This is a genomic window from Natrononativus amylolyticus (genome assembly GCF_024362525.1).
GTDB lineage: Archaea > Halobacteriota > Halobacteria > Halobacteriales > Natrialbaceae > Natrononativus > Natrononativus amylolyticus.
This window is the reverse complement of record NZ_CP101459.1, coordinates 49409-62573: the sequence shown is the minus strand read 5'-3', so window position 1 is coordinate 62573 and position 13165 is coordinate 49409. Positions and strand designations below refer to the sequence as shown.

Annotated in this window: 15 protein-coding genes; 8 read left to right on the top strand and 7 right to left on the bottom strand. The window is 58.0% G+C overall.

The window, feature by feature from the left end:
• Window positions 1–77 precede the first annotated feature (77 nt).
• Complete coding sequence (locus tag NMQ11_RS15760) at window positions 78–452, bottom strand: RidA family protein (protein ID WP_255171307.1); 375 nt, start codon at window positions 450–452, stop codon at window positions 78–80.
• A gap of 222 nt (window positions 453–674) precedes the next feature.
• Here NMQ11_RS15760 and NMQ11_RS15755 point away from each other — a divergent pair, with 222 nt between their 5' ends.
• Window positions 675–1334, top strand: a complete 660-nt coding sequence (locus NMQ11_RS15755; RefSeq protein WP_255171306.1) for an RraA family protein — start codon at window positions 675–677, stop codon at window positions 1332–1334.
• A gap of 22 nt (window positions 1335–1356) precedes the next feature.
• Here the strand turns inward: NMQ11_RS15755 and NMQ11_RS15750 are convergent, their stop codons facing one another.
• The 3 genes from NMQ11_RS15750 to NMQ11_RS15740 all read right to left on the bottom strand — a co-directional run bounded on the left by NMQ11_RS15750 (window position 1357) and on the right by NMQ11_RS15740 (window position 4697).
• Window positions 1357–2649 (bottom strand): amidohydrolase, encoded by a 1293-nt coding sequence (locus tag NMQ11_RS15750; protein ID WP_255171305.1) that lies wholly within the window; start codon window positions 2647–2649, stop codon window positions 1357–1359.
• Window positions 2646–3686: a threonine ammonia-lyase gene (locus tag NMQ11_RS15745; protein ID WP_255171304.1), complete on the bottom strand. Its 1041-nt coding sequence runs from the start codon at window positions 3684–3686 to the stop codon at window positions 2646–2648. The genes NMQ11_RS15750 and NMQ11_RS15745 overlap by 4 nt, the downstream gene beginning before the upstream one ends.
• A gap of 231 nt (window positions 3687–3917) precedes the next feature.
• Window positions 3918–4697, bottom strand: a complete 780-nt coding sequence (locus tag NMQ11_RS15740) for an IclR family transcriptional regulator (RefSeq protein WP_255171303.1) — start codon at window positions 4695–4697, stop codon at window positions 3918–3920.
• Between the two features lie 1530 nt (window positions 4698–6227).
• Here NMQ11_RS15740 and NMQ11_RS15735 point away from each other — a divergent pair.
• Window positions 6228–6899 carry an SdpI family protein gene (locus NMQ11_RS15735; RefSeq protein ID WP_255171302.1) on the top strand — a complete coding sequence of 224 codons (672 nt, stop codon included), beginning with the start codon at window positions 6228–6230 and terminating at the stop codon, window positions 6897–6899.
• Window positions 6900–7131: 232 nt separating this feature from the next.
• On the opposite strand, the gene NMQ11_RS15730 is transcribed toward NMQ11_RS15735, so the two are convergent.
• Together NMQ11_RS15730 and NMQ11_RS15725 are read right to left on the bottom strand one after the other, a co-directional pair.
• Window positions 7132–7923, bottom strand: coding sequence for a DUF7344 domain-containing protein (locus tag NMQ11_RS15730; protein ID WP_255171301.1), 792 nt, complete (start codon window positions 7921–7923; stop codon window positions 7132–7134).
• Between the two features lie 602 nt (window positions 7924–8525).
• Window positions 8526–8900, bottom strand: a complete 375-nt coding sequence (locus tag NMQ11_RS15725) for a DoxX family protein (RefSeq protein WP_255171300.1) — start codon at window positions 8898–8900, stop codon at window positions 8526–8528.
• Between the two features lie 115 nt (window positions 8901–9015).
• Here NMQ11_RS15725 and NMQ11_RS15720 point away from each other — a divergent pair, with 115 nt between their 5' ends.
• The 6 genes from NMQ11_RS15720 to NMQ11_RS15700 all read left to right on the top strand — a co-directional run bounded on the left by NMQ11_RS15720 (window position 9016) and on the right by NMQ11_RS15700 (window position 12725).
• Window positions 9016–9642 (top strand): helix-turn-helix domain-containing protein, encoded by a 627-nt coding sequence (locus NMQ11_RS15720; protein ID WP_255171299.1) that lies wholly within the window; start codon window positions 9016–9018, stop codon window positions 9640–9642.
• A 487-nt stretch (window positions 9643–10129) separates the two neighbouring features.
• Window positions 10130–10600: a DUF7344 domain-containing protein gene (locus tag NMQ11_RS15715; protein WP_255171298.1), complete on the top strand. Its 471-nt coding sequence runs from the start codon at window positions 10130–10132 to the stop codon at window positions 10598–10600.
• On the top strand, window positions 10593–10937 hold the full coding sequence (locus NMQ11_RS15710) for a HalOD1 output domain-containing protein (RefSeq protein ID WP_255171297.1): 345 nt from the start codon (window positions 10593–10595) through the stop codon (window positions 10935–10937). Before NMQ11_RS15715 ends, NMQ11_RS15710 begins: the two co-directional genes overlap by 8 nt.
• Before the next feature lie 729 nt (window positions 10938–11666).
• Window positions 11667–11876, top strand: a complete 210-nt coding sequence (locus tag NMQ11_RS15705) for a hypothetical protein (RefSeq protein WP_255171296.1) — start codon at window positions 11667–11669, stop codon at window positions 11874–11876.
• 205 nt (window positions 11877–12081) lie between these two features.
• Window positions 12082–12336: a HalOD1 output domain-containing protein gene (locus NMQ11_RS20220; RefSeq protein ID WP_425607718.1), complete on the top strand. Its 255-nt coding sequence runs from the start codon at window positions 12082–12084 to the stop codon at window positions 12334–12336.
• Between the two features lie 128 nt (window positions 12337–12464).
• On the top strand, window positions 12465–12725 hold the full coding sequence (locus NMQ11_RS15700; RefSeq protein ID WP_255171295.1) for a HalOD1 output domain-containing protein: 261 nt from the start codon (window positions 12465–12467) through the stop codon (window positions 12723–12725).
• A gap of 15 nt (window positions 12726–12740) precedes the next feature.
• Here the strand turns inward: NMQ11_RS15700 and NMQ11_RS15695 are convergent, their stop codons facing one another.
• Window positions 12741–13067 carry a DUF7344 domain-containing protein gene (locus NMQ11_RS15695; protein WP_255171294.1) on the bottom strand — a complete coding sequence of 109 codons (327 nt, stop codon included), beginning with the start codon at window positions 13065–13067 and terminating at the stop codon, window positions 12741–12743.
• Between the last annotated feature and the right edge of the window lie 98 nt (window positions 13068–13165).

The window sequence follows — 13165 nt, the reverse complement described above, 5'->3', positions numbered from 1 at the left end:
TCGTCGTGTGGGCGCCTCGTCGTGAGCGACAGTTGTCGCGCCACCGGTGGTGACGCGCTGGCTGGTCGTGAGTCGAGCTACGACACCGTCGCTACGACGTCGATCTCGATCGCTGCGTCGACGACCAGATCGGACACGACCGTCGTCCGCGCAGGGTACGGTTCGGACAGTTGGGATTCGTAGGCCGCGTTGAACCCCTCAAAATCGTCGGCATCGGTCAGGTACACGGTCGTCTTGACGACGTCCTCGAGCGAGGCGTCTGCTGCCTCGAGCACTGCCGCGATGTTTGCGAGTGCCTGTTTCGTTTCGGCCTCGATCCCTCCATCGACGACCTCGCCCGTCTCGGGATCGGTGCCGATGTGTCCGGACACGTAGACTGCCGGTCCCTCCACGATGCCGGAGGAGTATGGGTACGACGTCGATGCACCATCGGTTGGTTCTATTGGCCGCATACAGCCATCATCGGAGATCGCCGTAATATACTTATCGCCCGCATTCGTGACTGCCGGTGGCCGACTGCGGGGTCGCTGCTGTGACGACCCGCGTGTCACAGGTTCCTCGATCAGCCGGGTTCTGACCGCGCTCCCGCCGGGGAGACACCGACCTCCGTCCCAGGCCACTCTCTGAATTTATCCGATACGCTAACGAGCATGGAGGTGAGAGTGTGAGACGGAATGTCAATCGAAGACACGGAGCTCTGTGACCGATACGCCGGGCTCTATACGGGTGCGGTGACCGATAGCCTCGACGAACTCGGCTACGAGAACCAGACACTTCCGAGTGAAATCAATCCAATCGACGACGAGTTTGTGACGGCGGGGTTCGCCTATCCGGTCCGCGGGCGCCCCGACGATGACGCCGACTACGATGAGAACATCCGGCGCTTCCTTGAAATGCTCAGCGACGCCCCCGAAAACAGCGTTATCGCATACGAAACCCACGACGACGACGCCGCACACATCGGGGAGCTGTCCACGACCGCCCTCCAGGAACGCGGGTGTCGGGGCGCGATCGTCGACGGCGGTGCTCGGGACCTCGGGTACATTCTCGAGCAAGGGTTTCCCGTGTTCAGCCGGTACCGAACACCGGCTGACGCGCCACCGCGCTGGCGACTCGACGAGTGGAACGTGTCGATCGAAGTCGGCGACATCCAGATCACCCCCGGAGACGTGCTGGTAGGGGATATCGACGGTGTCGTCTGTGTCCCTGCAGACCGCCGGGTGGAGGTGCTCGAGCGGGCCGAAGCCCTCGTCGAGACCGAAGACGACGTTCGAGCGGCGGTTCGTGAGGGGGTCGACCCGGTCACGGCGTATGAACGCTACGGCACGTTCTGAGACGGCCCCGGAAAGCCGTGATTCACTGCGTGGCCGATTCGAGTGCGTCGATACGACTGATCGCGTCTGTGAGGATCTCGATCCCAACCCCGATGCTCTGTTCGTCGATGTCGAACGTCGGCGAGTGGTGACCGCCCGGATGGTCCGTCCCGATGATCGAGTACACCGCCGAGCCACCGGTCCCCTCGACTGCCTGCATCAGGTGCGTCGCGTCCTCGCTGGCCCCGAACTCGGCGGTCAGATCGATGTCTGTGATGGCGTCGTGCTGGGCTGCAACCTCAGCGACGTGTTTGCTGAGCGTTCGATCACTATCGACTCGCGGGACATCGCTCGTAATCTCGATGTCAGCGTCACACTCGTGCATCTCTCCCGTCGCGCGAATGATTCGCCGGAACCGCCGTTCCATGTAGTCGTGAATCGCGTTCGTCTCGCCGCGGACTTCACCCCGAAGCGAGGCGGACGCGGCGATCGCATTCGGCGAGGTTCCCGACTCGAGCTGGCCGATATTGACGCGGGTTACCCCGTCGGAGTGGCGCGGAATCGCGTACAGTTCCTGGACGGCGGTCGCGGCGGCTTGCATGCAGTTCTTGCCGACGTGGGGTTCGTTGCCCGCGTGGGCCGCCTGCCCGGTGAACTCGACGTCGAAGTTACTGACCGCGAGCGGTTTGACGATTCCTGCGACGAGCGACCCGGTGGGCCGACCGAGTCCCAGATGCAGCCCGAAGAAATAGTCGACGTCGTCGACGTGGCCACTGGCCGCCATCGACTTCGCGCCGCCGGCGGTCTCCTCTGCCGGCTGGAAGAGCAGTTTGAAGACACCGTCGAACTCGCTGTCCTTGATCGCCTGCAACACCCCGACGCCGATCGCCATATGCCCATCGTGGCCACAGGCGTGCATCACGCCGTCGTTCGTCGAGCGAAACGCAGCCGCCTGCGGCCGGTGGGTCGGTGTGGTCGCTTCCGACTGATACAGTGCGTCCATGTCGACGCGAAGCGCGACCACGGGACCGGGTCCCTGTCTGAGTACCGCGATCCCGCCGGTGAACCCCCCTCTCGCCTGCTCCAACACGTCCGATCTCGCGTCTCGGTCGACGGCACGGTCGTACCATCGCTCGCGCTCGCGTTTCGGTGGGAGTGCCATGCGTTGCTCGTCGGCGTGGACGTCCCGACCGAGATGGAGTTCGTCGACACCGATCTCCTCGATTGCATCGACGAGTCGACTCGTCGTATAGTACTCACACCACGCCGGTTCGGGATAGCGGTGGAGGTCGCGTCTGAGCTCGATCAGCTCGTCCCGAGAGAGCGGTGGCGTCATTCTGCTGAGGTCGCCCCCGGTGGGACGGTGAGTAACTGCTGTAACTTCTCCTGTGCAAGGTTGCGCCCGGACAGCTGGATGACGACTGTGTCGCCCGCAACCGCCTCCTTCAGTTGCAGTGCGCCCGCGATCGCTGCCGCACCCGCGCCCTCGAGGAGGATGTGTTCCTCGGCGAGGGTTCGGCGGATCGCGTCCCGGATCGCCTCGTCGCCGACGGTTCGCATCTCGGTCAACCGCTCTCTGAGGATGTCGACCGTGAGCGCAAACGGGACACGCGACTGGAGCCCTTCCGCATACGTGTCTGCGCTCGGTTTCGGCTCCAGGGAGCCGGTTCGCCACGCCTGGGTCATGGCATCGGCCTCGGTCGACTGAATGCCGACGACGTCACAGCCGGTCGCGCCGACGGTCAAACAGTAGCCGGCCGCACTCGAGCCACCACCGACGGGACAGAGGACGGTATCGACCGCCGGGAGGTCCTCGAGTACCTCGAGTCCGGCGGTGCCGACGCCGGCGATGAGGGCGGGTTCGTTTGCGGAGTGGACGTATCGATACCCGTGTTCGGCGGCCTGGGATTCGGCCCACTCGCGAGCTTCGTCGTAGTCCCGCCCTCCCGATCGCACCGTCGCCCCGAGGTGCTCCATCGCCGTGACCTTGTCCTGATTTGGGTCCTCTGGGACGGCAATCGTGACCGGCACGTCGAACGCCCGGCCCGCATACGCAACCGATTGGCCGTGGTTGCCGGTACTCGCGGCGATCAGTCCGCGGTCGGTGAACTCATCGTCCAGTTGCGAACAGAGGTTGATCCCCCCGCGCACCTTGAACGCGCCCGTCGGGAGCGTATCCTCACGCTTGAGATAGACGTCGGCATCGAGTTCGCGGGAGAGAAACTCGCTTCGAACGAGCGGTGTCCGCGGCAAGTGCTGGCGAACGACGGCTCGTGCCTCGTATACGTCCCCCAGCGTTGGTGGCGTGAGGTCGTGATACGCGAAAATCGTCGTCTCATCCGGTGACTCTACTGGCTCGTAGCGATCGCCCATACTCTCGATGTGTGACCGAATAGCATATAATTTCTCCGATTAGCTCAGCCACGGTGTCATGTAATATCCGGTCAAGCGGCTGTCCCATTCGCGTGCGTGAGTGGGCTGCGGCCGTTGAATCACGGCAGCATCTCCTGGTTCGAGACGCCATCGAAACCAGGACACACACGGCTCGCTCGACCGTCTGGGAACGTGAATCGCCTCGGTGACTCCGCCTCGGCGACGGCCCGATCAGCCATAGTACGAGTGTTTCAACTCGATCACGTTCCGATTGTAGTTCAACACTTCGAGTAACCGAGTGAGATAGCTCGGCCGGAAGCGGCGTTTGGGGCCTGCGACGCCGATTGCGCCGTGAACCTCCTGTGCTTCGTTCTGGACAGGAACCGCGATCCCACGGATCCCGACGATGTGTTCTTCGTCGTCAAGGGCGTACTCGCGCGTTCGAACCCGTTCGAGTTCCGCCTCGAGGTGCTCTCGGTCGGTGATCGTGTTCGGGGTTGCCGCCGGGAGGCCGTATCGATCGATAATCTCGTCGATTTCCGCCTCCGGAAGGTAGGCGAGCATCGCTTTGCCGATGGACGTGTGGTGCATGTAGCTGTAGTCGCCGAGGGGTTTGTTGTCCGCAACCGCGTGCTGTCCTTTCGCCCGGTAGAGAATCACCCGCATACCGTTTTCTGTCGTCCCAAAACCCGCGGTTTCACCGGTGTACCGGGCGATGAGGTCGACCGCCTCCTGAGCCCGCTGATACATATCGAACCGTTTGCGCACCGAGCCACCGAGGTTCAAGAACTGAAAGGAGAGGCGGTACCTGTGATCGTCCTTGATGACATACCCCAGTTTCATCAGGGTGTTCAGGTGGATGTAGGTTGTACTCGGTGGCAGCTCCAGTTCGTCCGCGAGTTCCGATACGCCGGCATCGTCGAGCCGCCGGAGCGCCTCGACAAGCCGGAACGAGGTCTCCACGGAGTTGATCGTCTTCGTCGTGGTCTGGCCCCCATCGCTGAGTGTCATATGCTACCATCCGATTCGACCATATTAAATATTCCTTCCGTCATGATGTCGAAATCCGTCCGTGAACCGATAGTGGTGAAGGAACGGGTCGATATTCGACCTCGTATTCAACGCTGTTGAAACTCCCGCCGATGCTTTCGGGAGACCGCTCGCGGTGACCGGTCGTTCAATTCAGTCCCGACCGACGGATAGTGTGGCGGGAGACGTGATGTACCGCGGCCGAGCGGTGTTCTCGACACAGGCATCGCCAAGCCACCAGTATCCAGGCTGTCCACGAGGGAGCCGTCGCTTCAGCGACCGGCGCTGGTAGTGATCTGCCGGCGGGATTAGCGACCGAGCACTCCCGGAGCTGGGTTCCTCGAGGTCACGTCACGGACCTCAATCGACGATCAGCGATGGGGTCTAATCACTCGAGTGATATTTGGTTCCTCAGGCCCCTGTTCCAGTTTCCCGGTGTCTCGGAACCCACCAGGACCTGACTCCCAGGGGAGATGGCCCATTGCCAGCTTTCGACCGTATTGAATCGCTGAATGAAAGATGATGTAAAACCCCGGTATCGAGCGTAACGTGGGTGAACAAGCCGAATTCACGAAGATCGACAGTACGCACCCCTCCCCCGTGGGTACCGCGTTCCGGTCCGTCACTAGCGTCGGGTGGGCGGGCGGCCTCGTGTGACTGTGTAGAGATCATCGGCGTCACCCGATCTTCGTTCCGTTTTCGCAATCCTCACTCCGGAAACTCCCTGTTGCTATTACGAGCATATTATTGTAATACCCAACTCCACCCGATTCGAACCTGATACCCATTCACGATCGTTAAAACGAGATCGCAGCGGTGACGGGGGCTGCAGACGGGTGTTTTTCGCCACCACCGACGCCGGGAATCACGCTTCTTAAAACATAAGAAATTTATCTAATCCAAGAACAGTAGCAACCAGTTATGTCCTGTCGAGACAATACTATTTTATGCCCGTGGATTTTGACTTATTAGTGTATTAGGGGGTGAATCGTGTTGTGTCATTGTGAATTGGGTTATTTTAGACCATATTATGAGGTTATAGAGTAGGAATGTGAGCGTTTGTAAGAGAGGGCCGGAAAGTAAGGGTGACTGTATTCAAACTGTCTACCCCGACTACTGGACAGGGTCTGGGGTTTATTCAGTTGGAAAACACCTCATCGAAAACAGGCCTTGCTCCGAGTAATATTGTTCGGAAACTTAACTACTATCTGGGGTTGTTATAGTAAAACGCCTGGTATCTTCTGTGTAGGACGTTACACTCGATGGCGCTCGTCTCTTCGGCGTTTCGGGTGGCGTTGAGACCGTGACGCTCGAAGAAACCGAGGTTGTGGCACTTGTGGGCCTCACCGCATCTCGTCGCCGAAGAGATTTCCTAAACCAGTGACCCACACGTCTCGTGAGCAGGATGAACTCGTGGTCGTCGCCGCCACCGTAATACTGGCGAGTACGCTGGTTTACCGCAGACTCCCTCACTACCTCACATTCATCAGTGCTTTCTACGTATCACCCACCATGAACACTCGTCATCGGTTCGCGCTGGCAGGCGGCTTCGTCGTGCTTTCGGCGATCGTGAGCGTGATTGCAGCACCTGCGCTCCCCGACCAGGTCGTTTCGAACTGGAACGCCGCCGGCGAACCGAGCGGGACCATGTCCAAAACACTTGCAGTCGGGCTCGTTCCCGTGTTGGGTGCGGGCTTACTCGGCGTATTCGCCGTTATTCCTCGAATTGACCCACTTCGGGCGAACATCGACGAATTTCGTCCCTATTACGACTGGTTCGTCGTCATCTTCACAGCGTATCTGTTCCTCATTCACGCCGGCATTATCGCGTTCAATCTCGGCTACGAATTCGACTTCGTCTACCTGATCCTGTTCGGAGGAGCTGGGCTCTTTTATTACTGCGGAGTCGTGCTCACACACGCCAAGCGAAATTGGTTTGTCGGTATCCGGACGCCGTGGACGCTCAGTAACGAAGAAGTCTGGAATCGAACGCACGCTCTCGGTGGGAAACTATTCAAGCTGACCGCACTACTCACGGTGGGCGGACTCCTGTTCGGCGAATACGCACTGTACTTCTTCCTCGTACCGGCAGTAGCCACCGCCGCCATCACCGTTGTATATTCGTTCTATCTGTACGAACAGATCGAACGGGATGACTCCTCTTCGCCAGGTTCAGGTCTATAGCGAAATTTGACGCAGACCCTGAAGAACGCCCTACTCGTTGAACTGTTGTTGGGGTACAGTCTCGAAGCAGCGATGATCGCACATGGATTCGCACACGTCGTCGCCGTTTCCATTTGGCTTGTAGCTCTCTTGAACTGAGTTCGAGGTGTTTCTCAACCCATACTCAGGGATCCGTCCAATAAAACCCGCAAACCACTCAGGAGGAGGAGGGAGCCGATTACTGGTCGGGTGATTACTGGTCGAGTGGAGTGACGTTATCACCGGCTATCGCTAGTTCGTCGCTCGCCTGTATCACTACCGGCACACGGTCGCCGGACCGCACAACGTCAACGTCCGGGTCGTAGTGAACCAGCCCGTCGGCGGCCAGTTTCGGGAGTCGGCTATGAACTAACTCGATCTGTACTTGCTGCGCATCCGTCTCTTCGAGTGTCGCGATCTGGGCGGCGAGCGATTCGACACCGAGTGGCCCCTCCGCCAGTTCGAGTGCGCGGATGACGTACCACGACCGCGTCTCTGCTGCGAGCTCGGCGAACGCCTGTGCGTCGGCGGAGAACGGTGCCGCGCCCGCGTCGACTAATTCGTTTCCCTCAGTATCGAGAGCGACATCCAGATGCCGTCGTTCGTTCGAAATCGCCGCGAACAACGACACGGTTCCGCCGCCGAGTGCGCCCAGCAGGACGAGCAGTTCGGAGTTGAGGACGGTCGCACCGCCGATCCGTTCGGCGCTCACGTATCCGAGAAGGAGCACCGCGGCGACGACAGTCCCGGCGAGGCACCACTTCGCAATGTTCCAGCCGTCTCCGCGAGGCACCTGATGCGCCGCGATCCAGTAGCCGCCGTAGACGATTGCTGCAGCCGGGCCGCTGACGAGCACGAGTTCAATGGCCCAGACGACCAGCGGTTCCGGATGGGTAACGAGATACGCGACGCCGACGATGCCTAACACCAGACCAACAGCTGTGACAAGCCATGATGCTGAATCATACTGGACATTAAGGAAACCTTGTGTGTTATTGACTCCCATGTACTCTCGAGTCAACGTTGACAGGCTCCGATAAAAGACTTTCTCAGAGGATCAGTATACAGTCAGGAAAGTAAACAGGGCAAACGGCGAGGGCGCAGCGAGGGAGATCAGTAGTAGAGCGCTTTCATTACGTGACTGTCGTACTTGAAGCACTTCCTCTCCGTATTCCCTCTCTTGACCGACCACCACCCTTCGTCGATCAGCCTTCAACTCGTGCCACAGTCGCGCCGTCTCTTCAGCAGAGACTCGACGGACTATGCGCGCTGTCAAGAGACGCGTGTGAGATACAGAGGATGGATGCAGCGCGGCGGCTTGCGTCATTGCGCGCGATTGTCCCTGACCTCCCCAGTAGAGAACGGGCGAACTGATCGGCGGAATTTCCATCAGGTCTAGATACTGTTTGTCGAGTCATGCTGAGTCCGTCGCACACATTCATATTGTCAGCCAAAAGTCCGCGACCACCCGATCGCGTTTCGACGGCTGTTGCCGGTGGTGACAGCGTCTCGAGTGTGATCGGTGTGTGAACCGTTTTGTCCGACAGTATCACCAGCGGTCACCGAGGGGCGGTGATTGCTCAGTACAGGAGAGCGAGGTACCACTGCTCACGGAGAGGACGAGAGGAGCATGAAACTCGTGACGGCGAGTCCGGCGATGAGGTAGACCGCTGGCCCAACTGATCTCCAGAGTGGATCGTCAACCCGGAAGAGATGCGTCAGGATGGCCCCGATCATCGTGGCGATGATTAGCATTCCGCCGAGAACAGCGAGAATCGGCGCGAACACGAGACCGACGAGCAACCCGACCCCTCCAATAGTTTCGATGCCACCGGTAACGAATCGGAACCACTCTGGATAGCCGTACCGCTCGAAATCCCTTTTCGCGATGTCAACGCCGATGATCTTCACGCTGCCCGCACCCACCATGATGAGTCCGAGCAGTCCCTGCACGACGGGGATCGCCGTTTCAATTGTGCTCATAGATCGTCTCTACTTGCTATGCTGGGCGAGACCACGGATTCACGCGTGAATCGATTCACCTTTTTAAGTCTCCCGCGAGTCTGTTAAGCCACTCGCCAGCCAACTCGACCGTGTTATGCCTCGGATACGCCTGAAGGTCAAGATTGGGGCAGACGACGACAATTGGCTAGCTGGTGTCTCGACCGACTTCTCGGATGCCGAGTTCAAGATCCTGGCGAGCCAGCCCACAGACGATGGCGTACTCGAAGTGGTCGAAGTAACGACACCGGACGGGGACGCCATCGTTCGCCGGTTCGACGACGCACCGGAAGTGCGCTCGTACGAAGTGCTCCATTCCGACGAGGGGATGGTACTGATCCAGTTCGTGTTTCCGATGCCGTCATCGTACGAGGCGAGGCGTGCGACGGGGAACCTTCCGCGATTTCCTCTCACCATCCAAGACGGGTGGTTATCAGGTGAACTACTCGGCTCACAGGAGCAGTTGTCGGAGTTCACCACCGGGTTAGCAGTGGCTGATCTCCCGTTCGAGATCATATCGGTTACCCAATCATACGATGCGAGCGGACTCCTCACCGAGCGCCAACGGGAGTTCATTACTGAAGCGGTCGAACGCGGCTATTACGACAGTCCTCGTGGCTGTACGCTCGTCGAGCTTGCAGACACATTCGGGATCAATCAATCGGCGGCCAGTGGCGTTCTGCATCGAGGTGAAGGCCGGATTATCAAAGAGTTCATCTCATAGGCGACTGCCGTGGTAGGTTTCAACAGTCGTGCTGAATAGAGGGAGCGACTGTGGCACGAGCTGAAAGTCGATTACACGGGTGCAGGGAGAAAGCCTAGGAGTGTACTCGTGGGATGAATCCCGTAAATGCTATCGTCGTGGGTCTGTTGAAATCCTCGATTGATGAGAGGTTTCAGCAGCCGTGCTGAATAGAAGGCGCGACTGTCGTACGAGTCAGAGCGTGATTAACGTGAAGGGGCGAACGCTCAGTACAGGCGAAGAACAGAGCACGGTGTGTAGTAAGCGATTTCATAGCTGTCGGACGTAGCGTCCCGAGTATAGATGAAGCAAGCAGAATTTGACGCTCTTGTGCTGCTGGTAGTCGGCAGTACTCCCTGCGGCGGCGTGCACTGGACGCCGCGAGGATGATTCTGGACTGAGAACCCAGTTTCGGTGAAAAGCACCCGCAGAAGGAAGTTAAGCGCTATTTCATCTACCGCAGGACGTAATGGCTTGGAGGGCAAAATACTCAAGTATGAATGGCACCGGCGGAGAAGATACTGACAGCACCACACACGCTGACGGCAAGCAACAAGGCCCACCGCAGGTGCCTGACACGCTTCTTCAGATGGACACCGAGTTCGCTGTCCTTGCACATCCACGGCGGCGGTATCTTCTCTATACGCTCAGCGAGAAGCCCCAGTGGTCACTGCGCGAACTCGCCACGAAGGTCGCCGCGTGGGAGTTAGATATTCCAGAAGAGACGGTGACAGCTGACGAACGGAATCAGGTCTACGTCTCGCTCCTGCATGCGCACGTTCCAAAACTGGTTGACTACGGCGTTGTCGGCTTCAATCGTGAGAGCGAGACCATTACGAAGGGGCAACACGCTGGCGGAATTTTAACGATGCTGGCAGGGTTAGGAGGGAGTGCTGATAGCACCCAGCAGTCGCACGCAGAGAGGGAGTATCATGAATGACAGCCACGATAAGACTTCTCCCACAGAGACACTCGATGGAGGGAACCGGCCAGTTGCAGACGCACAGGCACACTACGACCACGACGACCCACAGGATTTAACGACGACGATCATTTTTGCCGTTGCCGACGCTGAAGGGGTTGAGCCCCCAGACATCAAAACCCCACCATTATACGACTCCGTGGATACCGTTGCGGTCGAAGAGGCGCTGTTCGGCCCGGCAGCCAGGCGTGAAAACCACACCGGGGATGAGTCACTGACGTTTTCGTACCGTGGCCACGAGATTACAGTCAGAAGCGACGGCTGGGTATTCGTCGGTGCAGAAGCTGACCACTAACCACCCAGACACCATCGAGAACACCTGCGTCTTCTCTGATTGCTCCGTTCAGCACCCGTAACATTCCTGTTTACGCTCACCTTGCATATGTCCCCACAGCTTCTATCGAAGTCGGTACGAGTACGATATAGAATGACAAAGCAGTGTATCGAGTGTGAGTGGTCTGCTACCGCGTCAGACGGCTGTTCATCTGACCCGGACCGACGAGCGATTGTGCATCACCGCAAAACCGGACACACGGTTGTGTCAACGGAGGCCATCGCAAACCTCGGTCAGCACCCTCATCTGCCTCCGAATCAGAAAAAAGAGTAGCCTCAATACGAACGTTCGGCCTAATGGCAGTCATGGTCGCCGCAGAGTCAGGTGAGTAGTTTTATAGACGTTCTCACGAAAACTGAGATATGAGGATTGTGCTCAATGGGCATACTGAGACCGCGCACAAGCCCGCGTCCGAGAGCAACGTTCGCCGCGCACAGTGTGGCGCACTCAAAGAGGTTCCAGACCAGCACGTCCGCACAATCGCTGCTGAGATAACTGAGCTCCCAGATGAATTCAGTCACTGTGGACGCTGTTTCGAAGATGCTGGTGGCTATTGAGCAGAAAGAAGACGCCGATTCGAAACCACCCGCAGATGGTCAGTGAGCGCGCTTCTCTTTCGGGTAGTTCAGAAGTAGTCGGGTGGAATAAAGTCAGATCGGCGGCCAGGCCCCACAGTCGTTCCGCGAGGCGGTGCGGGATGCGATCAACGGCGTTCTCGAGGGCACCGAGTTCGAGGCGGTCCTCGGGAGTGGCCAGTCCCGTGCCGACGGCGACGGGACGCTGGCCAACCGGCTCGCCACGCGCTGTGGTGTCTGGATCGGCCAGGACGAACACTCATGCGAGCAGTACGGCGACGAGATCGCGGCCGCGGTGGCTGACGTCCTCGAGCGCCGGCTGTGAGCGGTCGGTAGCATCGAACTGTTTGGCTCTGTTGGAACCCTTGGAGATTGATAGAAGAGTCGCGGATTGAGAGGATGAGTTCAGCACGACGGCTTCGTTTGTTTCAGACCGAAACCGATGGACCACCCGATCACTACACGTGCAAACATAACGATTCAGGGTTGTGAAATACACTTTTCCCTCCCCTCGATAATGTAGAAACGGGATGGGAGCAGTATGCCAATACTCTACTGAGAAGTATCAGACACCAACTACGGCCGTGGTATCGGCTCTTACAGAGGTTAGAGATGGTGACTCTGAGGATTTGACTCCGTTGAATGACTCTATCGATCCTGATGCGCTTAATACGCTTTTCACTCGCACATCTCACGGAGCAAGGATCGTATTTGAGCATGAGGGATGCCGAATAGAGGTTCGATCGGATGGACTTGTAACTGTTACTCCCTCAGAGGAAGAGTGAGATAGAGCCCGATTCGAGTTTCGTTCAATTGACCTTGAATCTCGAGAGAAGACAGGGACGGCTATCCCCTTCTGTCGCTGGTTGAGGTTTTCAAGATACATTTATGGCATCCCATGCGAATGAGTACCATGATGGGGGGCGACTTACATCGGTGCTCCATCGAGGAGTACGAAACGCCAGCTGTGGGTGTGGTAGAATCACTTTCAGACATCAAGGAAACAGAGCCGGAGGAATTGGCTCCCCTATATCGTACCCTTGACCCAGATGGCTTGAATAAGGTGATTGAATCGGGGACTGAAGAGGTAACGGTGGTGTTCGAGCATGGGGGCTGTAGTGTAAAGGTCCGAGCCGACGAAACCGTACTAATCGAGACCCCAGATGAGGATTGAGAGCTGAGATCGCGTCTAGTTCCCCTCCAGAACTTTGGCTATGGTAAGGATTGTATCGAACTCGGTTGGGTTGTCCGTTAGCCGTATCTCCCGTTTCTCGGGGTCATATTCAATGAATTCGGCTTCACTAGCTTTTGGAAGGTGGGTGTGCTCAATAGAGATCTCAATCTCCCTATATTTTCTCTCAGGGCTGCTAACCTGGTCGGGATTAGACTCCATCTCAGCAACGGCCTCCACTACCTCATCTACGTGAACGGGCCCATCCTGTTCTGTCAGATAGTAGAGTGCGTATCGTCTCCTTTGCTCATTGAGTAGACCTAACACCGTGTCAACCTCCACCATAGACATTCTAAATCGTACTATAAGATAAGAACGAGGGATGGCTATCCGATATGTCTCTAAGGACGCCGTGAACGGTGGGACTCTCTCCTCGAATCAGG